This window comes from Rhizobium sp. NZLR1, assembly GCF_017357385.1.
Taxonomy (GTDB): Bacteria; Pseudomonadota; Alphaproteobacteria; order Rhizobiales; family Rhizobiaceae; genus Rhizobium.
Window position 1 is genome coordinate 201,954 of sequence record NZ_CP071632.1, and the last position, 24,818, is coordinate 226,771.

At 60.8% G+C, this 24,818-nt stretch carries 26 protein-coding genes and 1 tRNA gene; 19 read left to right on the plus strand and 8 right to left on the minus strand.

The genetic code is table 11. From position 1 onward, the window contains the following. The first annotated feature begins 182 nt into the window (after nucleotides 1-182). On the plus strand, nucleotides 183-920 hold the full coding sequence (locus J3O30_RS00955; protein WP_207582469.1) for a hypothetical protein: 738 nt from the start codon (nucleotides 183-185) through the stop codon (nucleotides 918-920). Nucleotides 921-1,175: 255 nt separating this feature from the next. Here the strand turns inward: J3O30_RS00955 and J3O30_RS00960 are convergent. Then, nucleotides 1,176-1,265, minus strand: a tRNA-Ser gene (locus J3O30_RS00960). 227 nt (nucleotides 1,266-1,492) lie between these two features. Here J3O30_RS00960 and J3O30_RS00965 point away from each other — a divergent pair. The 9 genes from J3O30_RS00965 to deoA all read left to right on the plus strand — a co-directional run bounded on the left by J3O30_RS00965 (nucleotide 1,493) and on the right by deoA (nucleotide 10,087). After that, nucleotides 1,493-1,810 (plus strand): hypothetical protein, encoded by a 318-nt coding sequence (locus tag J3O30_RS00965; RefSeq protein WP_207582470.1) that lies wholly within the window; start codon nucleotides 1,493-1,495, stop codon nucleotides 1,808-1,810. 316 nt (nucleotides 1,811-2,126) lie between these two features. Then, the gene (locus J3O30_RS00970) at nucleotides 2,127-3,119 is read left to right on the plus strand and encodes a BMP family ABC transporter substrate-binding protein (protein WP_207582471.1); all 993 of its coding nucleotides are present in this window, start codon (nucleotides 2,127-2,129) and stop codon (nucleotides 3,117-3,119) included. Between the two features lie 88 nt (nucleotides 3,120-3,207). Then, complete coding sequence (locus J3O30_RS00975) at nucleotides 3,208-4,719, plus strand: ABC transporter ATP-binding protein (protein WP_207582472.1); 1,512 nt, start codon at nucleotides 3,208-3,210, stop codon at nucleotides 4,717-4,719. A gap of 7 nt (nucleotides 4,720-4,726) precedes the next feature. Then, nucleotides 4,727-5,830, plus strand: coding sequence for an ABC transporter permease (locus tag J3O30_RS00980; protein WP_207582473.1), 1,104 nt, complete (start codon nucleotides 4,727-4,729; stop codon nucleotides 5,828-5,830). 10 nt (nucleotides 5,831-5,840) lie between these two features. Beyond that, nucleotides 5,841-6,812 carry an ABC transporter permease gene (locus J3O30_RS00985; RefSeq protein ID WP_207582474.1) on the plus strand — a complete coding sequence of 324 codons (972 nt, stop codon included), beginning with the start codon at nucleotides 5,841-5,843 and terminating at the stop codon, nucleotides 6,810-6,812. A 1-nt stretch (nucleotide 6,813) separates the two neighbouring features. After that, nucleotides 6,814-7,203, plus strand: coding sequence for a cytidine deaminase (locus J3O30_RS00990; protein WP_207582475.1), 390 nt, complete (start codon nucleotides 6,814-6,816; stop codon nucleotides 7,201-7,203). Further along, nucleotides 7,200-8,009, plus strand: a complete 810-nt coding sequence (locus tag J3O30_RS00995; RefSeq protein WP_207582476.1) for a purine-nucleoside phosphorylase — start codon at nucleotides 7,200-7,202, stop codon at nucleotides 8,007-8,009. Before J3O30_RS00990 ends, J3O30_RS00995 begins: the two co-directional genes overlap by 4 nt. Continuing rightward, complete coding sequence (gene deoC, locus J3O30_RS01000) at nucleotides 8,002-8,778, plus strand: deoxyribose-phosphate aldolase (RefSeq protein WP_207582477.1); 777 nt, start codon at nucleotides 8,002-8,004, stop codon at nucleotides 8,776-8,778. Before J3O30_RS00995 ends, deoC begins: the two co-directional genes overlap by 8 nt. Before the next feature lies 1 nt (nucleotide 8,779). Further along, nucleotides 8,780-10,087 (plus strand): thymidine phosphorylase, encoded by a 1,308-nt coding sequence (gene deoA, locus J3O30_RS01005; protein WP_207582478.1) that lies wholly within the window; start codon nucleotides 8,780-8,782, stop codon nucleotides 10,085-10,087. A gap of 4 nt (nucleotides 10,088-10,091) precedes the next feature. Here the strand turns inward: deoA and J3O30_RS01010 are convergent, their stop codons facing one another. The 7 genes from J3O30_RS01010 to J3O30_RS01040 all read right to left on the minus strand — a co-directional run bounded on the left by J3O30_RS01010 (nucleotide 10,092) and on the right by J3O30_RS01040 (nucleotide 15,565). Further along, entirely contained in the window at nucleotides 10,092-10,661 is a 570-nt protein-coding gene (locus J3O30_RS01010) for a TIGR02281 family clan AA aspartic protease (RefSeq protein ID WP_207582479.1), read from the minus strand. Between the two features lie 126 nt (nucleotides 10,662-10,787). Continuing rightward, complete coding sequence (gene upp, locus J3O30_RS01015) at nucleotides 10,788-11,417, minus strand: uracil phosphoribosyltransferase (protein WP_003544477.1); 630 nt, start codon at nucleotides 11,415-11,417, stop codon at nucleotides 10,788-10,790. 111 nt (nucleotides 11,418-11,528) lie between these two features. Then, nucleotides 11,529-12,497, minus strand: a complete 969-nt coding sequence (locus tag J3O30_RS01020; protein WP_207582480.1) for an adenosine deaminase — start codon at nucleotides 12,495-12,497, stop codon at nucleotides 11,529-11,531. Continuing rightward, nucleotides 12,494-13,714: a phosphopentomutase gene (locus J3O30_RS01025; RefSeq protein WP_207582481.1), complete on the minus strand. Its 1,221-nt coding sequence runs from the start codon at nucleotides 13,712-13,714 to the stop codon at nucleotides 12,494-12,496. The genes J3O30_RS01020 and J3O30_RS01025 overlap by 4 nt, the downstream gene beginning before the upstream one ends. A gap of 109 nt (nucleotides 13,715-13,823) precedes the next feature. Next, on the minus strand, nucleotides 13,824-14,405 hold the full coding sequence (locus J3O30_RS01030) for a TadE/TadG family type IV pilus assembly protein (RefSeq protein WP_207582482.1): 582 nt from the start codon (nucleotides 14,403-14,405) through the stop codon (nucleotides 13,824-13,826). Further along, entirely contained in the window at nucleotides 14,405-15,040 is a 636-nt protein-coding gene (locus J3O30_RS01035; RefSeq protein WP_207582483.1) for a TadE/TadG family type IV pilus assembly protein, read from the minus strand. Before J3O30_RS01035 ends, J3O30_RS01030 begins: the two co-directional genes overlap by 1 nt. 114 nt (nucleotides 15,041-15,154) lie before the next feature. Beyond that, nucleotides 15,155-15,565 (minus strand): pilus assembly protein N-terminal domain-containing protein, encoded by a 411-nt coding sequence (locus J3O30_RS01040; RefSeq protein WP_207582484.1) that lies wholly within the window; start codon nucleotides 15,563-15,565, stop codon nucleotides 15,155-15,157. Between the two features lie 380 nt (nucleotides 15,566-15,945). Between J3O30_RS01040 and J3O30_RS01045 the strand changes: the two genes are divergently transcribed. The 9 genes from J3O30_RS01045 to J3O30_RS01085 all read left to right on the plus strand — a co-directional run bounded on the left by J3O30_RS01045 (nucleotide 15,946) and on the right by J3O30_RS01085 (nucleotide 24,776). Then, nucleotides 15,946-16,131: a Flp family type IVb pilin gene (locus J3O30_RS01045; protein WP_007634070.1), complete on the plus strand. Its 186-nt coding sequence runs from the start codon at nucleotides 15,946-15,948 to the stop codon at nucleotides 16,129-16,131. Nucleotides 16,132-16,254: 123 nt separating this feature from the next. Then, nucleotides 16,255-16,767: a prepilin peptidase gene (locus J3O30_RS01050; protein ID WP_207582485.1), complete on the plus strand. Its 513-nt coding sequence runs from the start codon at nucleotides 16,255-16,257 to the stop codon at nucleotides 16,765-16,767. Nucleotides 16,768-16,877: 110 nt separating this feature from the next. Beyond that, the gene (gene cpaB / locus J3O30_RS01055) at nucleotides 16,878-17,693 is read left to right on the plus strand and encodes a Flp pilus assembly protein CpaB (RefSeq protein WP_207582486.1); all 816 of its coding nucleotides are present in this window, start codon (nucleotides 16,878-16,880) and stop codon (nucleotides 17,691-17,693) included. A gap of 12 nt (nucleotides 17,694-17,705) precedes the next feature. Continuing rightward, nucleotides 17,706-19,205 (plus strand): type II and III secretion system protein family protein, encoded by a 1,500-nt coding sequence (locus J3O30_RS01060; RefSeq protein ID WP_207582487.1) that lies wholly within the window; start codon nucleotides 17,706-17,708, stop codon nucleotides 19,203-19,205. Further along, the gene (locus tag J3O30_RS01065) at nucleotides 19,202-19,960 is read left to right on the plus strand and encodes a CpaD family pilus assembly protein (RefSeq protein WP_207582488.1); all 759 of its coding nucleotides are present in this window, start codon (nucleotides 19,202-19,204) and stop codon (nucleotides 19,958-19,960) included. The genes J3O30_RS01060 and J3O30_RS01065 overlap by 4 nt, the downstream gene beginning before the upstream one ends. 14 nt (nucleotides 19,961-19,974) lie before the next feature. Beyond that, on the plus strand, nucleotides 19,975-21,252 hold the full coding sequence (locus tag J3O30_RS01070; RefSeq protein WP_207582489.1) for a CpaE family protein: 1,278 nt from the start codon (nucleotides 19,975-19,977) through the stop codon (nucleotides 21,250-21,252). A 31-nt stretch (nucleotides 21,253-21,283) separates the two neighbouring features. Beyond that, a complete protein-coding gene (locus J3O30_RS01075; RefSeq protein ID WP_207582490.1) occupies nucleotides 21,284-22,759 on the plus strand; it encodes a CpaF family protein in 1,476 nt (491 codons plus the stop codon). Nucleotides 22,760-22,764: 5 nt separating this feature from the next. Then, nucleotides 22,765-23,772 (plus strand): type II secretion system F family protein, encoded by a 1,008-nt coding sequence (locus tag J3O30_RS01080; RefSeq protein WP_207582491.1) that lies wholly within the window; start codon nucleotides 22,765-22,767, stop codon nucleotides 23,770-23,772. Nucleotides 23,773-23,789: 17 nt separating this feature from the next. Further along, on the plus strand, nucleotides 23,790-24,776 hold the full coding sequence (locus J3O30_RS01085; protein ID WP_207582492.1) for a type II secretion system F family protein: 987 nt from the start codon (nucleotides 23,790-23,792) through the stop codon (nucleotides 24,774-24,776). Nucleotides 24,777-24,818: the final 42 nt, after the last annotated feature.

Genomic DNA, 24,818 nt, shown 5'->3' on the forward strand with positions numbered 1-24,818 from the left:
CCAAACGTGCAAAGACGCGGTGAAGCGGCATGGTAAAAAATCAGGAATCGTTCGACGCGCTGTGGGCCGTCGACATATTCTTGGTTCCCAGCACGTTGATGACGCGCCCTGCATTTGACAGCGCTGTATTTTGATGACGATATCTCGACTCGGCAGCGAGCGGCAGGCTAGCAGGGGTGACAATGCTGAGTGACACGATTTCCTTCCTAAGGCATAATCTGTTTCTTATTTGTTTTGTTGTTGCAATAAGTTGCGCGGTCATAGTATTTTCTGAGTACAATGAGAGCAGTCGTGGCGGTTCAACTCAGTTTTTTGTTGCGCTATATTTAGGATATTGTGCCCAAAATACCATATTGAGCGGAACGGAACGAGTGCAGATCAACCGAGGGATGGTTGGGTTTGGCAGCTACATCTGGAAAAATTTCCTCATTGTGCTTGTCGTAATGGCTATCGTAATCGGCCTCCCTCTCGCCTTCGGCGCCGCTTCCTTGTCGACGGGTGGACTTGTACTGGTATGCGGCGGGCTGTTCGCAATTAGCTATCCGTCGCTCCTCGCCCTTGTCGGAACCTGGCCGACTGCCGGAATTGCAGGTTCAACCAGCGGACTTGCAGATGCCTTTGCCAGGGGCCGACATGGCTTCGTTCCAACCTTTTTGCGCCTGTTTGCCGGGATTATTCTTCCCTCTATCGTTCCGTTTCTATTGATGGCCATAGCGGCGTCTATGTCATACCAAGCGGCTGCTGTTTTTCAGGGTGGAAAAATAAGCCTCGCGGCTTTGGCACTGCTTATTGTTTCGCAAAGCCTAGGGACATTTGGAATATGCTATGCCTCCATCGTTCTGGCTCGCAAATTTCAGATGTCCGAGGGAGGGCTTCATACAATCTCAGCGACAAGCGAGATCTCGGAAATTTTCCAATAGGTATCCGTAACCGTGATCACGTTGGATCGTTCTTGGCAGGCAATTCGATCGCCGGGCGGCTGAGCGAAAAGGCTTTTGAGTTCTGTCCCACAAGTCGGAGCCTCAAGCTTCTTCGAGTCGGTTTCGTCATGGTCAGGTGAGAAGCGCAGATGTCTGCAAGCGCAGACTGTTCTCCGGGTACGCGCCTTCGGGCACGCAATCGATTTTCTCGAATCTTGCGGTGTCGCTGAAGATGCAAGGGGTCCCCTTGCGGTATGGCGGACAGGGTGGGATTCGAACCCACGGTACGCTTTCACGTACACACGCGTTCCAGGCGTGCGCCTTAAACCACTCGGCCACCTGTCCTTCTTTGGCGTTCGCGCCTGGATAGGAGCAAATCGTCGGAACGGCGCGATATATACCGATGAATTTTTGTCGATCAACCGAAATCTAACAGTTTTTTGACTTCTTCAGATAAAACTCGCCTCGACCCGTCCATTGTGCTTCACATCATCGATGACTATGTAATTCTCAAGGTGGAGAATGGCGCGGCCGGCCGGAATTGTCTGGCATAACGAGCGTCGGAGGAATTGATGCGTTTCCTGTTGCGTCTGGCCAGCCTTGTCGCGCTTGCGGCGGCCGTTATTGCCGGGACCATCGATTCGATCCAATCGGTTGCAGCGTCCTCAGTGGTGATGACGCCGATCTCCGATGCCTGGCAGGATGTGAGCCCGACAACCCTCATGTCGCTGCAATCCTCCCTTTCCTACTATGTCCACCCGCGGTTCTACACCTTCATCTTCCAATGGCTGATGCTCCAGCCGGCCTTTGCCGTTTTCCTGGTGATCGCGCTGCTTCTCTGGATGATCGGTTATAAGAAGCCGCCGGTGGCTGGTCGCTTCACCGCATAGGCAAGCCCTTTTGCCGCCGCGACCCGGCCGGGAATCCGATCGGCCTCCATTGTTTCCGTAGCCCCGACATGGCTGCCGGATTGGCTGGAAATTTCGCATCCCGACGACGGAAATGTCTAAAAATCAGCCCCGAAGAACGGATTTTCGGCAATCGCTGCAAATCTTTACCAGCTGAAAAATTTCTGGTGAATTTTTCCGTGAGCCATGCAAGGATGCACGCAGCCAGGCCTCCGGGGGGAGGTCGGTGGTTCCGCAGACATGTCCGAAAAGGACTTGCGGGAGGACCCCTAACGAATAGCAACAACAGGGCTGCACAATGAAAAAAACCCTTCTCACTCTCCTTGCCGTGGCTGCCATGTCGACGACGGCGCTCGCTGCCGATGTCAAGCCGGCGCTGGTTTACGGCACCGGCGGGAAGTTCGATAAGTCCTTCAACGAGGCGGCCTACAACGGCGCCGAGAAGTTCAAGGCCGAGACCGGCATTGCCTATCGCGACTTCGAGCCGACGGGCGACACCCAGGGCGAACAGGCCATCCGCAACTTTGCAAGCCGCGGTTTCAATCCGGTGGTAGCCGTTTCCTTCGCCTGGACCTCGGCCATCGAGAAGGTCGCAGCCGAATTCCCCGACACCAAGTTCATCATCGTCGACTCCGTCGTCGATAAACCGAACGTTCGCTCGGTGGTCTACAAGGAAGAAGAAGGCTCTTACCTCGTCGGCGTTCTCGCCGGCATGGCATCGAAGACCGGCAAGGTCGGCTTCGTCGGCGGCATGGACATTCCGCTGATCCGCAAGTTCGAATGTGGCTATGAACAGGGCGCACGCGCCGCCAAGGCCGATGTCGAAGTTTTCCAGAACATGACCGGCACCACGGGTGCAGCCTGGAATGACCCGGTTCGCGGCGGCGAACTCACCAAGAACCAGATCGATCAGGGCGCCGATGTCATCTACGCGGCAGCTGGTGCTACCGGTCTCGGCGTTCTGCAGACGGCCGCCGACAACAAGAAGCTTTCGATCGGCGTCGATTCCAACCAGAACCATCTGCATCCGGGCTCTGTTCTGACCTCGATGGTCAAGCGCGTCGATCTCGCCGTCTACAACGCCTATACCGACACTAAGAACGACAAGTTCACCGGTGGCGTCCAGGCGCTCGGCGTCAAGGAAGAGGGTGTCGGCGCAGCGATCGACGACAACAACAAGTCGTTGATCACGCCGGAAATGCAGGCGGCCGTCGACAAGGCCAAGGCCGATATCATCGCGGGGACCATCAAGGTTCACGATTACACCTCGGACAACGCTTGCCCGAAGTGATCCGCGCCCGGAAATGATCGACGATTGAGATCGGGCGTATGGCGGAGGGGATTTTCGCCATACGCCCTTTTCTTATTTGGAGCCTGCAGTGACAGATAAGCCCGCTATCGAGCTTGTCGGCATCGATAAGAAATTCGGTGCCGTCCATGCCAACAAGGACATCAACCTCACCGTCGCCAGGGGGACGATCCACGGCATCATCGGCGAAAACGGCGCCGGCAAATCGACGCTGATGTCGATCATCTACGGTTTCTACCATGCCGATAGCGGCGAGATCCGCGTCAACGGCAATCCCGTCACCATCCGCGACAGCCAGGCGGCGATCGCCACCGGCATCGGCATGGTGCACCAGCATTTCATGCTGGTCGACAATTTCACGGTGCTTGAGAACATCATGCTCGGCGCCGAAGGCGGCATGCTGCTGGCGAGAGGTGTTGCATCGGCCCGCGCCGAACTCAAGCGGCTGGAAACGGAATACGGTCTCGAGGTCGATCCGGATGCGCTGATCGAAGAGCTTCCGGTCGGCCTGCAGCAGCGCGTCGAAATCCTGAAAGCCATGTATCGCGGCGCCGAGATCCTGATCCTCGACGAACCCACCGGCGTGTTGACGCCGGCAGAGGCCGATCACCTCTTCCGCATCCTCAAGGTGCTGCGCGACCAGGGCAAGACGATCATCCTCATCACCCATAAGCTGCGCGAGATCATGGCGATCACCGATACCGTCTCGGTCATGCGCCGCGGCGAGATGGTCGCGACCCGCAAGACGGCGGAAACGACGGTGGAGGAGCTTGCCGAGCTGATGGTTGGTCGCCGCGTGCTGCTGCGCGTACAGAAAGGCGAGGCGAACCCCGGCGCCGCCGTGCTCTCCGTCCGCAACCTTTCGGTCAAGGACAATCGCGGCGTCACCATGGTCGACAATGTCTCCTTCGACGTGCGCGCCGGCGAGATCGTCGGCATTGCCGGGGTTGCCGGCAACGGCCAGTCCGAATTGCTGGAAGCGATTGCCGGCATCCGCAAGCCGACCTCCGGCGAAATCCTTCTCGACGGCCAGACGATCGACAAGGCCGATCCCGCCCGCCTGCGCGAACTCGGTCTCGCCCATATTCCCGAAGACCGCCACCACATGGGCTTGGTGCTGAAATTTGAGGAATACGAAAATTCCGTGCTCGGCTATCACCGGCGCCCGGGCTACAGCAAAGGTCCGCTACTTGATCTCGAAGCGATCCGCAAGGATGCGATGGAGATGATCGAGAAATACGATATCCGTCCGCCGAACCCGCGGCTGAAGACGGCGAATTTTTCCGGCGGCAACCAGCAGAAGATCGTCGTTGCCCGTGAGATCGAGCGCGATCCGAAGATGCTGATCATCGGCCAGCCGACCCGCGGCGTCGATATTGGCGCCATCGAATTCATCCACCGCCGGATCATCGAAATGCGTGACGCCGGCAAGGCGATCCTGCTCGTCTCCGTCGAACTCGATGAAGTCCGCTCCCTTTCAGACCGTATCCTTGTCATGTTTGCCGGCCATGTGGTCGGCGAGAAGACGCCCGATGCCGGTGAACAGACCCTCGGCCTGATGATGGCCGGCATTGCCGCGTGAGGCCTTTATGAGCACTGCTTCCGTTCCGCTACCACACTGGATCAACTACGGCCTGATTCCGCTTTTAAACCTCGTCGTCGCCTTCCTGATCTCCGGTTTTGTCGTCTGGCTGATCGGCGAAAGCCCGCTAGACGCGCTGTCGCTGCTGCTCGAGGGCGCGCTCGGCAACGGCGAAGGCATCGGCTTCACGCTCTACTATGCGACGAGCTTCATTTTTACTGGCCTCTCCGTCGCGGTGGCAATCCATGCCGGCCTCTTCAACATCGGCTCCGAAGGCCAGGCCTATGTCGGCGGTCTCGGCTGCGCGCTGGTGGCACTGGCGCTCGATCGTTACGTGCCCTGGTATGTGACGATGCCGATCGCCGTCATCGGCGCAGGTCTCTTTGGTGCGGCCTGGGCCTTCATCCCCGCTTTCCTCCAGGCAAAGCGCGGTAGCCACATCGTCATCACGACGATCATGTTCAACTATATCGCCGCCGCCCTCATGGTGTATCTGCTGGTGCACGTGCTGATCGTGCCGGGCAAGATGGCGCCTGAAACCCGCACCTTCCTTGAGGGAGGGCAGCTTCCAAAGCTTGGTTGGCTCATGACGACGTTCGGAGCCAAGCTGGGTGCTGCGCCGTTCAACGTCTCCTTTATCATCGCCCTTCTTGCCGCCTGGTTTGTCTGGGTCCTGATCTGGCGCACCAAGCTCGGCTTCGAGATGCGCACGCTGGGCGTCAGCCGAACGGCGGCCGACTATGCCGGCATCCCCTATGCCCGCACGGTCATTGTCGCCATGCTGCTCTCCGGCGCCCTTGCCGGCATGATGGCGCTGAACCCCGTCATGGGTTCGTCGGCCCGCCTGCAGGTGGAATTCGTCGGTGGTGCCGGCTTCGTCGGCATCGCCGTGTCGCTGATGGGCCGCAACCATCCGCTCGGCATCATCATGGCGGCGATCCTGTTCGGCATCCTCTACCAGGGTGGCGATTGGGTCTCCTTCGAAATGCCGAACATCACCCGCGAGATGATCCTTGTCATCCAGGGTCTGGTGATCCTCTTCGCCGGCGCGCTGGAATACATGTTCCGGCCGGCGATGGTGCGGCTCTACCAACAGTTCAAGCGCGGTTAAGGAGCGGGCGATGGATTATTATGACATCTTCATCAGCGTTCTGAGCTCGACCATCCGCCTGTCGATCCCGCTGATCTTCACCGCCCTTGCCGGTCTGTTTTCGGAACGCGCCGGCATCTTCGATATCGGCCTTGAGGGCAAGATGCTGGGCTCGGCCTTTGCTGCCGCCTGCATCGCCTATCTCACCGATTCGGCCTGGCTCGGGCTCGGTGCCGGCATCGTCTGTTCGGTGGCGCTCAGCCTGGTGCATGGCTTTGCCTCGATCACCAACCGCGGCAATCAGATCGTCTCGGGTGTGGCGATCAACTTCTTCATCGCCGGCATCACCATCGTGCTCGGTCAGGCCTGGTTCGGCCAAGGCGGGCGCACGCCGCAGCTGTCGCCGGATGCGCGTTTCGCACCGATCATCCTGCCGGGTGCCGATGCCGCCCGCGACATACCGATCTTCGGCCCGCTTTATGCCAATGTCATATCGGGCAACAATATTCTGACCTACCTCGCCTTTCTTGCCGTGCCGTTTTCCTGGTGGGTGCTTTACCGCACCCGCTTCGGCCTGCGGCTGCGCGCCGTCGGCGAAAACCCCGGTGCGGTGGATACGGCCGGCATCTCGGTCGCCTGGCTGCGCTACCGCGCCGTCATGTGCGCCGGCATCCTCTGCGGCTTTGCCGGCACCTATCTGGCAATCGCCCAGTCCGCCGCCTTCATCAAGGACATGTCGGCCGGCAAGGGCTACATCGCGCTCGCCGCCCTCGTCTTCGCCAAGTGGAAGCCGGTGCCGGTGATGTTTGCCTGCCTGCTCTTCGGCTTCCTCGATGCGCTGGCCAATTTCATGCAGGGCAAGCAGGTGCCGCTGATCGGCGAAGTGCCAGTGCAGGTCTTTCAGGCGCTGCCCTATATCCTGACCTGCGTCCTGCTTGCCGGCTTCATCGGCGTCGCGACCCCGCCGAAAGCCGGCGGCGTGCCCTATACGAAGGAGCGTTGATATGTCCCACGACCTGTTCGAAGCCGCCCGCGGCGCGATGGCTTTTGCCCATGCGCCCTATTCGAAATTCCCGGTCGGTGCGGCGATCCGCGCCGAGGACGGCAAGGTCTATACCGGCGCCAACATCGAAAACCTGTCCTTTCCGCAAGGGTGGTGTGCCGAGCCGACGGCGATCAGCGCCATGATCATGGGCGGCGCCAAGAAGATCGTCGAAATGGCGGTCATTGCCGAGAAGCTGCCGCTCTGCCCGCCCTGCGGCGGTTGCCGCCAGAAGATCTCCGAATTCGCCTCCAAGGAGACGAAGATCTATCTCTGTGATGACGCAGGCGTGCAGAAGACGATGACGATGGAAGAGCTTCTTCCCTTCAGCTTCGAGACCGAACTCGGATGAAGGCGACAGTCAACCTGCTTGCCGCTTTGCTCGGCGGCATCAAGCCGCGCCACGGCATCGTGCTCGGCTCCGGTCTCGGCTCCCTGGTCGGCCAGCTGGACGGCGCCGTGCGTGTTCCCTATCGCGACCTGCCGGGCTTTCCCGTCAGTGCCGTCTCCGGTCACGCGGGCGAAGTCGTCGCCGGCCGCCTTGGAGGCGTGCCTATCGTCATGCTCTCCGGCCGTGTGCATTATTACGAAAAGGGCGATGCCAGCGCCATGCGCCTGCCGATCGAGGTGCTGAAGGCGCTCGGCGTCGAAGCGCTGATCCTGACCAATTCTGCCGGATCGCTACGCGACGACCTGCCGCCCGGTTCGGTGATGCAAATCACCGATCACATCAACTATTCCGGCATGAACCCGCTGATCGGCGAGGAAAGCGACCATCGTTTCGTCGGTATGACCAATGCCTATGATGCGGGCCTTGCTGGGGCGATGCAAAGGGCAGCGGCCAAACTCGAAATCGAGCTGGCGCGCGGTGTCTATATGTGGTTTTCGGGCCCGAGCTTCGAAACGCCCGCCGAAATCCGCATGGCCCGCATCCTCGGTGCCGATGCCGTCGGCATGTCGACGGTGCCCGAGGTCATCATTGCAAGAATGCTGGGCCTGAGGGTTGCCGCCGCCTCGGTTATCACCAACTATGGGGCTGGCATGACCGGCAATGAGCTCAGCCATGAAGAAACCAAGGACATGGCGCCCATCGGCGGCGCCCGTCTCGCCGCCATATTGAAAGACATGATTGCGGCCGGAGGAAGTAAAGATGAATAGCCATTCCATCCGGGAAACGGCGGCTGTCGCCCTTTCCCTTCTCGATCTCACCAATTTGAAGGACGATTGCACCGAGGCGCAGATCGATGTGCTCTGCGCCCGCGCGCAGACGCCCTACGGCAACAGCGCTGCAATCTGCATCTGGCCGCGCTTCGTCGCTCAGGCCCGCAATATCCTCGGCATCGGCCATGCCGTGCGCATCGCTACCGTCGTCAACTTCCCCTCCGGCGATATGGAAGTGGCCGACGTCGCCGCCGAGACACGCGAGGCGATTGCCGACGGCGCCGACGAGATCGATCTGGTCATCCCCTATCGCAAGCTGCTTTCCGGCAATGAGAAGGCGGTGACCGACATGGTCAGGGCCGTGCGCGCCGAATGCGCCGGCCTTGTCCTTCTGAAGGTCATCATCGAGAGCGGCGAGTTGAAGGATGCGGCATTGATCCGCCGCGCCTCTGAACTCGCCATCGACGCCGGCGCCGATTTCATCAAGACATCTACCGGCAAGGTCGCCGTCAATGCGACACTCGAGGCCGCCGACATCATGATCCGCGCCATTCGCGAAAGCGGCCGCAAGGTCGGGTTCAAGCCAGCCGGCGGCATCGGTTCGGTGGCTGATGCCGCGCTCTATCTGAGTCTTGCCGAAACCATCATGGCGCCCGACTGGGCGATGCCGTCGACCTTCCGTTTCGGCGCTTCCAGTCTGCTTGACGATATCCTGGCGGTTCTGAGCGGAACACAGTCTGCACCGGCTGCGGCGTCGAGCTATTGAGATGATCCCGCAGGAGATCATCCGGCGTAAGCGCGATGGCGACGAGCTCGACCCCGACGATATCCGGTCCTTCATCGCAGCACTCGCTGCCGGTCAGCTGTCGGAAGGCCAGATCGGCGCCTTCGCCATGTCCGTCTGGTTCAAGGGCATGTCGCGGGCCGAGACCGTCGCCCTGACGCTGGCGATGGCCGACTCCGGCGACAGGCTGCAATGGGCCGATATCGACCGCCCGATCGCCGACAAACATTCGACCGGTGGCGTCGGCGACAATGTTTCGCTGATGCTGGCGCCGATCGCTGCGGCCTGCGGTCTCGCCGTTCCGATGATTTCAGGGCGCGGCCTTGGCCATACCGGTGGCACGCTGGACAAGCTCGAATCCATTCCCGGCTATATGATTACCCCGGATGCGAACCTGTTCCACAAGGTCGTGAAGGAGGCCGGATGCGCCATCATCGGCCAGACTGGGGCCCTTGCGCCTGCCGACGGCCGGCTCTATGCCGTGCGCGATGTGACTGCAACCGTCGATTCCATTCCCCTCATCACCGCCTCCATCCTGTCGAAGAAGCTTGCGGCCGGGCTTCAGACGCTGGTGCTGGACGTCAAGGTCGGCAACGGCGCCTTCATGGCCGACCGTGCCCAGGCGGAGATCCTGGCGCAGTCGCTGGTCGAGGTCGCCAATGGCGCAGGCGTGAAGACCTCGGCGCTGATCACCGACATGAACCAGCCGCTCGCCGATGCAGCCGGCAATGCGGTCGAGATGCGCAACTGCCTGGATTTCCTGGCGGGTAGGAAGGCGGACACGCGGCTCGAAACCGTCATTCTTGCCTTCGCCGCCGAGATGCTGGTGAAATCGGGCATTGCACCTTCCCCTGATGAAGGCGAGGGGATGGCGCGCAAGGCGCTGTCATCGGGACAGGCGGCCGAGGTTTTCGCCCGCATGGTCTCCATGCTCGGCGGTCCGGCCGATCTTATCGAAAACCCCGGCAAATATCTGGCCAGGGCGCCTGCGGAAAAACCTGTTCTCGCCCCTCGGTCCGGCTGGCTTGCCGCCTGCAACGCGCGCGGTATCGGCATCAGCGTCATCGATCTCGGCGGCGGAAGACGCCATCCGGCCGACCGGATCGATCATCGCGTCGGCTTCTCCGAGCTTCTGCCGCTTGGCACCCGTGTCAGCGCCGGCGAACCGATCGCGCTGGTTCACGCCGCCGACGAAGCGGCGGCGGAACGGGCAGCGGCGGCACTCGCCGCGCATTACCGCATCACCAAGGAAAAGCCGGAGCTGCCGCCGGTGATCTCGACCCGGATCTGATGGTTTATTGCTTCAGGCTGAGCGAACCGTCGGCGACGGAATAGGAGGCGAGCTTCTGTAGGAAGCTCATGCCGACTAGCGTCGTCGTCAGCGCTTCGTCCTTGAGGACGAAGGCTTCGACGTCCCGCACGCGGATGCCGCCGATTTCCACCCGGTCGAGCATCACATGCGCCGCCTTCGTCTGGCCGTTTGCGGTGTTCACCCCGTAGCGGAAATCGAGCTGGTTTGCGGTGAAGCCCAGTCGGCGGGCGAGCGTCTCGTTGAGCGCGACATAGGTGGCGCCAGTATCGATCAGGCCTTGCACCGACTTGCCGTTGATCTTGAAGCCGCCGGTATAATGGCCCTGGGCATCCGCTTGCAGACGGATCGCATTGCTGCCTGAGACCGGTGCGGGTGCCGCGGGCTTGTCGCTTTCGGTCGATAGGTAATTGGCGGAAAGCGCGTCAGCAGACCGCTGGCCGGTGTCTCCGAAGAAGGAAGGCACCTGTGTTGCGAGCACCGCGGCGATGCTGGCGAATAGGACGGTACGCACGAGCATGAAACAGAAATCCTTCCTGTATAAACCCCGCTTCATGCGGGGCCTCATGCTTCGGAATTGCTAAACCTCAAGTGCTGACAAGTTGCTAATATCGCCAACAAAAAGGCCCGGAATGAACCACCGGGCCTTCAAGGCTTTCGATTTGGTAAACGAAATCTGAAACTACTTGGTGCCGTACATGCGGTCGCCGGCATCGCCGAGGCCGGGCATGATATAGCCCTTTTCGTTGAGATGACTGTCGATCGACGCAGTGAACACGGGAACATCGGGATGCGCGGCGCGAAAGTTGCGGATGCCTTCGGGAGCGGCAAGCAGGCAGAGGAAGCGGATATTGTGGGCGCCGCGTTCCTTGAGCTTGTCGATCGCGGCGATCGACGAATTGCCGGTTGCAAGCATCGGGTCGACGACGATGATCAGCCGCTCGGCCACGTCTTCCGGAGCCTTGAAGTAATATTCGACCGGCTGCAGCGTTTCGTGGTCGCGGTAAACGCCGATATGCGAGACGCGGGCGGAAGGCACGAGATCGAGCATGCCTTCGAGCAGGCCGTTGCCGGCGCGCAGGATCGAGGCGAAGACCAGCTTCTTGCCTTCGAGGATTGGCGATTCCATCGTCTGCAGCGGCGTCTCGATCGTTTCCATTGTCAGTTCGAGATCGCGGGTCACCTCGTAACAGAGCAGCGTCGAGATTTCGCGCAGCAACCGCCGGAAACTTCCCGTCGATGTCTCCTTGCGCCGCATGATGGTGAGTTTGTGCTGCACCAGCGGGTGATCGATGACCGTGACGCCGTCCATGGGGAAGCCTTTCATTTTCTATCGAATGTTTCTTTCACGGAAATCGGCCCGACTGCAAGAGTGGCGGCCAATTTGCGCCGATCATCCCCAGCCTCGCTCCACCTTTGGCTCTCAAAGTCGGGCGAGCAGGGCCTTGCGTGTCTCATCGTCGACGAAGGCAGCTTCGATTGCCGTTCGTGTCATCGCATCGATCTCGTCGTCGCTGAGGCCGAAAGCCTCGGCGGCAAGTTCGTATTCCCGCTCCAGTGAGGTATGAAAGAACGGCGGATCGTCCGAGCTTATCGTCACGCGCACGCCGGCGTCCTTCAGCCGGCGCAGCGGATGCGAAGCGAAATCGGGAAAGACCTTAAGCGCGATATTGGAGCCCGGGCAGATCTCCAGCACGGTGCCGAGATCGGCAAGCCGCTTCACCAGATCGAGATCCTCGATGGCGCGCACGCCATGGCCGATGCGCGAGGGGCGCACGGCATCGAGCGCGTCGGCGACACTGAAGGCGCCGCAGACCTCGCCGGCATGAATGGTGAGCCCCAGGCCGGCATCGCGGGCGATATCGAAGGCCCTGGCATAGTCGGCGACGCGCCCCATCCGCTCCTCGCCGGCAAGGTTGAAGCCGGTAATCAGAGGATTGCCGGCCTTTGCCGCGTATTCGGCGGCGCCGATCACGCTCTCCGGACCGAAATGCCGCTCGCCAGTGACGATCAGCCGGGCCTCGATACCGCTCTTTTCCCTGGCCCGCCGGATGCCTTCGCAGATGCCTGATATATAGGCGTCGGCACCCAACCCGATGCGTTTGCCGTGGTCGGGCGAAACGATCAGTTCGCTGTAGATCGTATTGATGCCGGCGAGTTGGTCGAGATAGGTTTCGGTCAGAAGCGCATAGTCCTCCTCGGTCCTGTAGACCTCGGAAACCTTGTCGTAACATTCGAGGAAGCTTGCGAAATCATGCCAGACATAGGCGCCGCCGCGAAGCTCGCCGCTGATATCGACACCGTATTTGTGCGCCTGCGCCTCGGTCAATTCAGGAGGTGCCGCACCCTCCAGATGACAGTGCAGTTCGACCTTCTTCAAATGCGACGTCACAGAAAACTCCTTCCATGCGGTCCCGCCGGAATGCCGAGATGGCGCGCTAAGCTCTCGCCGATATCGGCATAGCTGCGGCGCACGCCGATCGAACGCGACCGGATGCCTGGGCCATAGGCGATGACGGGCACGCGCTCGCGCGTATGGTCCGTGCCGCGCCAGGTCGGGTCGCAGCCGTGGTCGGCGGTGAGCACGACGAGATCGCCTGGCTTCAGCTTCTTGTGGACTTCGGCCAATCGGGCATCGAAGGCTTCGAGTGCCGCGGCATAACCCGGCACATCGCGGCGATGGCCGTAAATCATGTCGAAATCGACGAAATTGGTGAAGACGAGATCGCCGTCCTCGGCCTCGTCGATGGTTGAGAGCGATGCATCCATCAGCGCATCGTTGCCATTTGCCTTAATGACCCTGGAAATGCCCTGATGCGCGAAGATGTCGCCGATCTTTCCGACAGCATGCACGTGCCGGCCGTGTTCGATAAGCCGGTCGAGCAGCGTCGGCTCCGGCGGTAGCACGGAGAAGTCGCGCCGGTTTCCGGTGCGCTGGAAGGTCGAGGGGGACTGACCGATGAAGGGCCGGGCGATGACGCGACCGATATTGTAGCGATCGAGCATCCCGCGGGCTAGACGGCAGAAAGTGAGCAAGCGATCGAGACCGAACTGCACCTCGTGCGCAGCGACCTGGAAGACCGAATCCGAGGAGGTGTAGCAGATCGGCTTGCCGGTGTGGATATGCTCCTCGCCGAGCCGGGCGATGATCTCCGTTCCAGAGGCATGGCAGTTGCCGAGAATGCCGGGCACATCGGCCTCCCTGCACAATGCCTCGATGAATTCGGCAGGAAAGGCCTCGCCCTCCATCGGGAAGTAACCCCAATCGAAACTGACAGGTGTTCCTGCGATCTCCCAATGGCCTGATGGCGTGTCCTTGCCGCGGGAGATTTCGGTGGCGGCGCCATAAATTCCGTAGACCTTCTCGGGAACGGGCATGCCGGCCGGGAACCGGCCGGAGGCCGATCGGGCGATCTGCATCAGCCCGAGTTCCGACAGGTTGGGCAGGGAAAGCGGCCCGCTGCGCAATCCGGCACGATCTGCGGCTCCGGCTGCGCAGAACTCGGCGATATGGCCGAGCGTATCGGCGCCCTCGTCGCCATAGGCCGCCGCATCCGGCGCTCCGCCGACGCCGAAAGAATCCAGAACGAAAAGAAAGGCACGCGCCATTTTACACCCGAGAGAGCCGATCGCCGGCCCCAGGGACGTCGGAGCGGCAGAGCCTCAGGCATATAATGCTGCGGCCGGCTTGGCAAATTCGGGAAGAAGGGGAGGGCTGTCAGCAGTCGCTGCAGGCGATCGAGTCGCCTTGCCGCTGGCGGTAGAAATAGCTGCGGCTGATGGTGATCGTGCGCATGCCGTCCGGCAGGAAATTCGGCGCAAACAGGAACATCGTATAGGGGATGCTGAGCTCGGTGCGAACAAGGAAGCTGTTGGCGGTCTTCATGTCGGACGGCACATTGCTCACGGCCGTATTCTTGGCATAGGGCGAGGTCCCGTCCTGCGCCCACGACCACAGCACTTTCGCATTGGCGCTGGCGTCGATCGTAATTCCGGTGATCTTCAGCGTCAGCGACGTGTTGTTGTAAGGCACGAAGATCGCGGTTGCGACCGACGGCATCTGTGCAAGCGTGCTCTTCGTGATGGATTGCTGCTGGGTGACGAGGTCGGCCACCGTCCCTGCAGCGCGTGTCACCCGCTTGCTGACGCTGAGGCCGATCGTGATCTCGAAAGCGCCGATATAGAGCATGACGAGCACGGGAAAGAGGATCGCGAATTCGATCGCTCCGGCGCCCTTGCGGTCTCGGGCCAGCCGCCGCGCCGTCAATACCAGTCTGCTGAACGGGTTGCGTAACGCCATTATGGATACTGCTCGTTCTGCAAGGCCGCGGTCGCGATGATCAGATATTCCCTCGGCATCGAACCGTCGGAGGGACGTATCGTCGTGATATAGGGCCGGACCAGATCCGCCGTGATTTCCCAGCGATAGTAGGCGCGGACCATGTTGATGGTGCCTGCGCCGCCCGGCGCATATTTGAAGGCCGCCGTGTTGAGGTCGGCATATTTGTCGGTCGAAAGCTTGGGAATCGTCGTCGGAATGGCCGAAAAGGTGCTGAATGTCTGTACATCCAGGTAGAGCTTGCTCGGCGTAGCCACTTCGCTCGTCGAGCAGCGGATCAGGATCGAGATCTCATCGCAGAAAGCCTGGCGGAACTGCGCCTGGTTCATATCGGTCGTGCGGCCAAGATTATAGGTGATCTGCCCGGTTCGCATCTTGCGGCTCATCGTATCGACGGCGTTGGAGACGAGTTCCTCGGCAGCAAAGGCGACGAAGGTTTCGAGGACTGCGAAAATCACCAGGAAATAGGGAATGGCAAGCAACGCGAATTCGATCGCCGCGGAACCCTCGCGCGATCGGCCGAGAGCGCGAAACCGTGAAAAACGGAACGGCGCGCAGACGCGCGCTTTATCCGTCTTCTGATCAATTACCGTCATTGCCTGGACCCGAGCGACATTCTCTGTCCGCCACACTAGGGTCCGTTCGTTGATTTTCCGTTTCAGTCTGAGGCGACGATTTTAACGAATGGCCGAAGAAGAGAGGTAAGCCAATCAGGGCGAGGTAGTGCTGGTGGTCGCCTGCTGTGCATGCTGCTCGCAGTTCGGCGTGCAGGACAGTACGGAGCGTTCGGTCTGCCGGTATACGCGCACCGTGTTGCCCTCATCGATCGACACCAGAATACGCTCGTCGAGGATCGCATTGCCATCGGCATCGAGTAGAACCAGATTGGTGGTGCCGAAGCTGCGTCCTGTGAGAACGATGGTCTTGGCGTCGGCGACGGTCGCATCGGCGACCTTGGCATTGCCGACGATGACCTTGCTGACGGGGCGGTCGAGCTTCAATACGCGCGCGTGATCCATATAGACGCGCAGCATGTCATCGTCTGCGGCCGAGGAAACTCCCGAATTACCGAAAACGGCGATCATGCCGGCAAAGAAAATGGTTTTGCCGCTCGATGACATTTGGTCCTCTTTCACGATCACAGCGCAATATCCGCATAGAATGGAAAAAAATGGTGAACGAAGCCTTAAGCCCGCCTCCCTGTTCCGGGATGAGGCGCAATGATCCGATTTGGCACGGCCTCAGGACCGCACACGCTCCGGTTGGAAGTAAGACCTGTGCTATTACCGGATGAATCCAGCGGTTATTCCGGGAAGATTGTTAAATATTGAAGTAGTCGCATAAGAAAATACTTACCCTGCAAGGGGCTGGTGTCTCGTTGACGCCTCGTTAACTCTTTTCTTTAAGCCGATGGAAACGCCCATTCGCTAGGTTGATGCCATCCGATCAACGGCAAACAGTTGGCGGACGTGCTGAACATCAACTGGAGTTAGGAGTTACCATGACCAAGCTTTTTAGCCGTTTTCTGAAGGACGAATCCGGCGCGACCGCAATTGAATACGGCCTGATCGCTGCCCTCATTTCCGTAGCGCTGATTACCGGCGCAACGGCTCTCGGCAACAGCATCAGCACCACGTTCAACAATCTGAGCACCAAGATGAACACCGGCGTTACGGCGTCGAACTAAGATAGGGGCAGCCACTTGGCGCCCATATTATACGGCCGGATCGGCTCCGACTGATCTATCGAGCGGGCTCACAGGCTGAATGGCCGTGAGCCTTTTCGCATCTCGTTATGACGGGGTATACACATGATCGCCGCTGCAGTGTTTGTGATATTGCCACTCTGCCTCGCCATGGCGGCCTTTTCCGATCTGTTCACCATGACGATTCCGAACCGCGTTTCCCTGATCCTGATTGCCTCTTTCTTCATCCTCGCGCCGCTGTCCGGCCTGGGCTGGGAGATGATCGGTTTGCATCTTGCCGGCGCGGCAATCGTCTTTAGTGCCTGCTTCGCTCTTTTTGCGTTCAATGTGATGGGCGGCGGAGACGCCAAGCTGTTGAGCGCCACCGCGCTCTGGTTTGGTCTGAATCAATCGCTCGCTTTCCTGATGGTCGACGTCGCCATGATCGGCGGTCTGATAACCTTGCTGATCCTGCTGGTGAGAGCGCAATCGAACACCATCCTTGCCATCGGCCTGCCGGTGCCGAATTCGGTCCTGCTGGCCAAGAAGATCCCCTACGGCATCGCCATCGCGATCGGCGGCTTCATGGCCTTCCCTTCTTCGCCGCTCTTCCTAGCTGCGCTGGAAAGCCTGAAATAACGGCATTTTAAATGCCCGTTAACTTAAAATGTAAGCGTTCCATTAACCATAATTATACCAATTGCTGAGCATTCTGCAGGGCGAACATATCGTGCCCTGAGGAATGATCGATGAAACCGGCCCGCCTTATAATCCTTGCTGTCGCCGTGGTGGCAGCCGGCCTCGCCGGCCTCCTGGCGATGCGCATGGCAGGCAGTGGCGGTGTCGTTACCCAGGTCCAGTCGGTCATCGAGAAGGAACCGACGGTCAACGTCCTGGTCTCGGGCGCCAATCTGGCGGTCGGCGAAAGGCTGAGCGACCAGTCCGTTCATTGGATGGCCTGGCCGCAGGGCGCCGTTGTCCCGGGCCTGATCACCGAAGCCGACAAGCCGGATGCGATCAAGGATCTGCAGGGTGCCGTCGTGCGCCTGCCGATCTTCGAAGGCGAACCGATCCGGCCGGAAAAGGTCGCCGATTCCAGCAGCCGCATCCTTTCCTCGCTGTTGCCGGCCGGCAAGCGCGCCGTCGCGACCGAGATATCGGTGGCAACAGGTGCCGGCGGCTTCATCCTGCCGAACGACCGCGTCGACGTCATCATGGTCCGCAAGGGCACCGAAGCCAACAAGCTCATCACCGAGACCGTGCTGAGCAATGTCCGCGTTCTGGCCATTGACCAGCAGATCCAGGAAAAGGACGACGGCTCGAAGGCCGTGGTCGGCACGACGGCGACGCTCGAACTCACCCCCGATCAAACGAAGGTGCTCGCTGTCGCCCAGCAGATGGCGGACCGGCTGTCGCTCGCGCTACGCTCGGTCGCCGATGCGCAGGAGCAGGACACCAGCGCAGCCGACTATCTGCTGAGCGGCGATAACGGCAGTGCGAGCATCCAGGTCATCAAATCGGGCGCCATCGTCACCGATGCCAGCGCAGCGCCGAAGGCGGAGTAAAGGGACGTGCACATGGGCAATTCTACGCGGCGCGCCGGACTTCTCCTGACAGGCTGCCTGTCGCTGGCAGTCGCCGTCTCCGGTATAATGTCGGCCTCTTTCGCGCTGCTTCTTGTACCAGGCGAGGCGCGCGCCGATTCCGAAAACCTGGTCCGCATCTCGCAAACCGGCCGCGATGCCCACCGCCGGCTGAAGCTCGGGCTGAACAAGGCTGTCGTCGTCGATCTGCCCGAGGATGCGCATGATATCCTCGTATCCGATCCGACCATGGCCGATGCCGTGACCCGCACCTCGCGGCGCATCTACCTGTTTGGCAAAAAGGTCGGCCAGACGAATATCTTCGTCTTCGGCGCCGGTGGACAGGAAATCGTCAATCTCGACATCGAGATCGAGCGCGACGTTTCCGGCCTCGAAGTCAATCTCCGCCGATTCATTCCAGACTCCAACATCAACGTCGAAATCGTCTCCGACAACATCGTGCTGACCGGCACCGTGCGCACCCCGCAGGATGCCACACAGGCGGCCGATCTGGCGCAGGTCTTCCTGAAGGGCGGCGAAGCGACGACCAGAAGCGAGACGGCATCGGGCACCGGCGGCGACAGCTCGGTGGCGCTCTTTGCCGAAGCCCGTCAGAGCTCGCAGGTTGTCAACCTGCTGCAGATCGAGGGCGAGGACCAGGTCACCCTCAAGGTGACGATCGCCGAGGTCCGCCGCGAGGTGCTGAAGCAGCTCGGCTTCGACAATCTGGTTTCCAATTCCTCCGGCATGACAGTCGCACAGCTCGGTAGCCCCAGCGCCGACAGCGCCACATCCGTCGTTGGCGGCGGCCTGGCGGCGCTATTCAAGAGCACGATCGGAAAATACGACATTTCGACCTACCTCAACGCGCTGGAGCAGGCCAAGGTCGTCAAGACGCTTGCCGAGCCGACGCTGACGGCAATATCGGGCCAGGCCGCGACCTTCAATTCCGGCGGCCAACAGCTCTATTCGACAACCGACAGCAACGGCAACGTCACCGTCGTGCCGTTCAACTACGGTATCAACCTCGCCTTCAAGCCGGTCGTGCTCTCATCGGGACGCATCAGCCTGCAGATCAAGACCAATGTCTCCGAACCGGTGGCCGGCAGCGGCGGCGCGACCTATCAGCGCCGCTCGGCGGAGACCTCGGTGGAGCTGCCCTCGGGCGGCTCGATCGCGCTGGCCGGCCTGATCCGCGACAACGTTTCCCAGACGATGGGCGGCACGCCTGGTGTCTCGAAGATTCCACTGCTCGGCACCCTCTTCCGCCAGAAGGGTTTCGAGCGTCAGGAAACCGAACTCGTCATCATCGCAACGCCCTATCTGGTGCGTCCGGTGGCGCGCAATCAGCTCAACCGGCCGGACGACAATTTCAGCCCCGAGAATGACGGTGCAACCTTCTTCCTCAACCGAGTCAACAAAGTCTATGGCCGCCGCGAGGCGCCCGTTGCCGACGCGCAGTTCCACGGCTCAATTGGGTTCATCTACAAATGAGCGGCGCACGGTCGGCAGCAATGGAAGAGAACAGGGATCAGGTGATGGCCCATATCAATTCGACGACACCCCGCCTCGGAATCTCGAAGGCGCTTTTTGCCACGGTTGCCATGTCGCTGGCCGCCCTTTCCGGATGCGCCGGCCCACATGACCAGCTGACGACCGGCGGTATTCCCGACGACTATCGCGCGCGTCACCCGATCATCGTGACCGAAGCGGAGCAGACGGTGGACATTCCCGTCGCCTCCACCGATCGCCGCCTGACCAACGCCCAGCGCGACCTCATTCGCGGTTTTGCCGCAAACTACATCGCGCGCGCCTCGGGTCCGGTTTACGTGCTATCGCCGCAAGGCTCGCCCAATTCGGCGGCAGCCTATCAACTGCGCAATCAGGTCCGTGCCGAGCTGGCGAGGAGGGGGATCGCAAGCTCGAAAATCGTCAACACCTCCTACGCCGCGGTCGGCCCCGGCGATGCGGCACCGATCCGGCTGAGCTTTACCGGCACCACGGCGATCACCACGCAATGCGGCCAGTGGCCGAAGGACATCTCTAGCGATTTGACCAACCAGAATTATTATAATTTCGGCTGCGCCTCGCAGAACAACCTCGCCGCCCAGATCGCCAATCCTGAGGATCTGGTGGCGCCCCGCGGCATGACCCCGATCGACGCGCAGCGCCGCAACAACGCGATCCAGGAATATCGGACGACGACATCGACGATCGAAGAGGTCGCCGGCAGCGACAGCAGCTTCTGAGGCGGAACGGGACGATGAGCGCGATAGAGTACGAAATCAAGAATCAAAGCGAGCTTCGCCACGCCGAGGAGGCGGTGCGCATGGCCGATCTGGAAAACATGCGGCCGCTGCCGCGCATCTCCGTGCATGCCTTCTGTGAGAGCGAGGCTCTGCAGCAGGTCATGGAACGCTGCGCCAATGATCGACGCGTGGCAAAGGTCAGCATGCGCATCACCAGCGGCGGCATCGCCGCTGCCGCCAATATGTTCTCCGGCGCCCCGACGCCGAACCTCATCATCCTCGAGACCAAGGCGAATGCCGGAAACCTTCTCTCCGAACTCGCGCCGCTCGCCGCCGTCTGCGATCCGACGACCAAAGTCGTCATTATCGGCTACTACAACGATATCGGGCTTTATCGCGACCTCATCCGCAACGGCATCTCCGAATACATGGTCCAGCCCGTTGCCATGCCCGATATCCTGGCGTCGATGGCCTCGATCTTCGTCGATCCGGAAGCCGAGCCGCTCGGCCGCAGCATCGCCTTCATCGGCTCGAAGGGCGGTACTGGCGCCTCGACCATCGCGCATAATTGTGCCTTCGGCATTTCCAACCTCTTCTCATCCGAGACGATCCTCGCCGATCTCGACCTGCCCTATGGCACCGCGAACATCGACTTCGACCAGGATCCGGCCCAGGGCATCGCCGAAGCTGTCTTCGCGCCCGACCGTCTCGACGAGGTCTTCCTGGACCGCCTGCTGACGAAATGTTCCGAACATCTCTCCCTGCTTGCGGCACCCTCGCTGCTCGACCGTGCCTATGATTTCGATGGCCAGGCGTTCCAGCCGGTGCTCGATGTGCTGCAGCGCAGCGCGCCCGTTACCGTGCTCGACGTTCCGCATACATGGTCGGAATGGACACGCTCGGTGCTGTCGAGTGTCGACGAAGTGGTCATCACAGCGGTTCCCGATCTCGCCAACCTGCGCAATGCCAAGAACATGCTGGACGCGTTGCGCAAGATGCGGCCGAACGACAAGCCGCCGCATCTGATCCTCAACCAGGTCGGCATGCCGAAACGTCCGGAGATTTCACCATCGGATTTCTGTGAGCCGCTGGAGATCGATCCGATCGCCATCATTCCCTTCGACATCCATCTTTTCGGCAATGCCGCCAATAGCGGCCGGATGATCTCGGAAGTCGACCCGAAGTCGCCGACGGCGGAAACCTTTTCGCAGATATCGCACATCGTCACCGGCCGTGTCGCGATCAAGAAGGCGAAGAAGGGCGGACTGCTGGGCCTCCTGAAGCGCAAGTAGCAAGTAGAACAAGCAGATTGGATTAAGCGGCATGTTTGGAAAACGCGGAAACGAAGGTTCCGGAAAGGTTGGAGGGGCGATTGCTCCCCCGCCGCCGGCTCCGGCCGCTGCCCCTGCGGCCTCTTCCCCCTCGATTCTGGTCGAACCCGCTCGCGAGCCCGCACGCCAGCAGGTGACGCCGCCGCCGATGCAGACGCCGCAGCGCAAGCGCCCTGTTCGTACCGATGAATATTACGACACCAAGGCGCAGGTGTTTTCCGCGCTGATCGATACGATCGATCTTTCGCAGCTTTCCAAGCTCGACGGCGAAAGCGCGCGCGAGGAAATCCGCGACATCGTCAACGACATCATCACCATCAAGAACTATGCGATGTCGATCTCCGAGCAGGAAGAGCTGCTCGAGGATATCTGCAACGACGTTCTCGGCTACGGTCCGCTGGAGCCATTGCTGGCGCGCGACGATATCGCCGATATCATGGTCAACGGCGCCGGCCAGACGTTCATCGAAGTCGGCGGCAAGACGATCGAATCGGAGATCCGCTTCCGCGACAATGCGCAGCTTCTCTCGATCTGCCAGCGCATCGTCAGCCAGGTCGGCCGCCGTGTCGACGAATCGAGCCCGATCTGCGATGCCCGCCTGCCCGATGGCTCGCGTGTCAACGTTATCGCGCCGCCGCTGTCGATCGACGGGCCGGCGCTCACCATCCGCAAGTTCAAGAAGGATAAGCTGACGCTCGATCAGCTCGTCCGTTTCGGTGCGATCACGGCGGAAGGCGCGACCGTGTTGCAGATCATCGGGCGCGTGCGCTGCAACGTCGTCATTTCGGGCGGTACCGGCTCGGGCAAGACGACGCTGCTGAACTGCCTCACCAACTATATCGACAGGGATGAACGCGTCATCACCTGCGAGGATACCGCCGAACTGCAGCTGCAGCAGCCGCATGTCGTACGTCTCGAAACGCGCCCGCCGAATATCGAAGGCGAGGGCGAGATTACCATGCGCGATCTCGTCAAGAACTGCCTGCGTATGCGTCCCGAGCGCATCATCGTCGGCGAAGTGCGCGGACCTGAGGTTTTCGACTTGCTGCAGGCGATGAACACCGGTCACGACGGCTCGATGGGCACCATCCACGCCAATACGCCGCGCGAATGCCTGAGCCGTATCGAATCGATGATCGCCATGGGGGGCTTCACCCTGCCGGCAAAGACGGTGCGTGAGATCATCTCCAGCTCGGTGGACGTGATCATCCAGGCGGCGCGCCTTCGCGACGGTTCGCGCCGCATCACCCAGATCACCGAGGTGATCGGCATGGAAGGCGACGTCATCATCACCCAGGACCTGATGCGTTACGAGATCGAAGGCGAGGATGCGGGCGGCCGCCTGATCGGCCGGCACATGTCGACCGGCGTCGGCAAGCCGCATTTCTGGGATCGCGCCCGTTACTTCAACGAGGAAAAGCGTCTTGCCGCTGCCCTTGACGCGATGGAAGCGAAAACGAAGGATTAGGCGAGATGTTCGGGTTCGATCCGATAGTGCTGGCAATCGTCGTCCTCGCCGCCATCTCCGCGGCGGCGGTCGCCTATGCCCTGATGTTTTCCCGGATCGAGGCCGACAAGAAATCGGCAAGCCGCATCAACCGCGTCAAATCGGCTGAAAGCGACCGGGTCAAGGTCAAGGCCGCCCGCGACCGGGTGCAGGAAATGTCGAAGCGCCGGAAATCGGTGCAGGACAATCTGAAGGATCTGGAAAAGCGCCAGCACGAAAAGACCAAGAAGACCCTGACGATGAAATCCCGGCTGGTGCAGGCCGGCCTGACGATCACGGTCGGGAAATTCTATCTCATCAGCGCCATCTTCGCCTGCGTGCTGCTGCTCATGGCTTTCATCATCGGTGTATCGTTGATGGTGATAATCGGTATTGCCGTCGTCGCCGGTCTCGGCCTGCCGCGCTGGATCGTCGGTTTCCTGATCAAGCGCCGCCAGAACAAGTTCCTCAACGAGCTCCCCAATGCGCTTGACGTCATCACCCGCTCGATCAAATCGGGCCTGCCGCTCAACGATGCGATCCGTCTCATCGCCACCGAAGGTACCGAGCCGGTGAAGAGCGAGTTCCGGCGCGTGATCGAGGCGCAGCAGGTGGGCCTCAGCATCCCCGACGCCTGCGCCCGCATGACGACCCAAATGCCGCTCCAGGAAGTCAGCTTCTTCGCCATCGTCATCGCCATCCAGTCGCAGGCTGGCGGCAATCTGTCGGAAGCAATCGGCAACCTTTCCAAGGTGATACGCGAGCGCAGGAAAATGAAGGCCAAGGTCTCGGCGCTTTCGATGGAAGCCAAGGCGTCGGCCGTCATCATCGGTGCTCTGCCCTTCATCGTCGCGACCCTCGTCTATCTCACGTCGCCGAACTACATGATGATCCTTTTCACCGATCCGCGCGGCCATTTCATCATGGGTGTCTCGGCGATCTGGATGTCGATCGGCATCTTCGTCATGCGCAACATGGTCAATTTTGACATCTAGACGGAAGGACGCACCCCATGTCGCAGGACCTTGCCGCAACCCTGACCAATCCGAGCATGCTGATCGCGCTCTTCGTCGCGGTCGCCGTCTTCGCCACGTTTTACACGATCGCCATCCCCTTCTTCGAGCGCGGCGATCTCAACAAGCGTATGAAGGCCGTCTCGACCGAGCGCGAGCAGATCCGCGCTCGCGAACGCGCCCGCATGAACGCCGAAACCGGCGCCGGCAAAGCCTCGCTCAGGAGCCAGAACAATCGTTCGGTCCGCCAGATCGTCGAACGCTTCAACCTGCGCAAGGCGCTCGTCGACGAGAATACCGTCAACAAGCTGCGTGCTGCCGGATTTCGCTCCGAGAATGCGCTGAATACCTTCCTCGTGGCGCGTTTCCTGCTGCCCTTCCTCTTCCTGGCGCTTGCCGTCTTCTGGGTCTTCGGTCTCGGCCATCTCGCCGAAAGGGGCCTGCCCATCCGCATGTTCGCTGTCATCGCCATCGGCTATGTCGGTTTCTACGCGCCGAACATCTATGTCTCGAACCGCATGGGCAAGCGCCAGCACTCGATCAAACGTGCCTGGCCGGATGCGCTGGACCTGATGCTGATCTGCGTCGAATCCGGCATCTCGATCGAGGCCGCGATGCGTCGCGTGTCGGAAGAACTCGGCGAGCAGTCGCCGGCGCTCGCCGAGGAGATGGTGCTGACCACGGCTGAACTCTCCTTCCTGCCGGATCGCCGCATGGCGCTCGAAAATCTTGCCACGCGCACCCAGATCGAGCTGGTACGCTCGGTCACTCAAGCGCTGATCCAGGCCGATCGCTACGGCACGCCGGTCGCGCAGGCGCTGCGTGTCCTCGCCCAGGAAGGCCGCGACGAGCGCATGAACGAAGCCGAAAAGAAGGCGGCCGCCCTGCCGCCGAAACTGACGGTGCCGATGATCCTGTTCTTCCTGCCGGTGCTGATCGCTGTTATTCTTGGCCCGGCCGGCATTCAGGTCTCAGACAAGTTCTGATGATTGCCGCCGCTTAAATCGATTCCGATTTGAGGAATTATG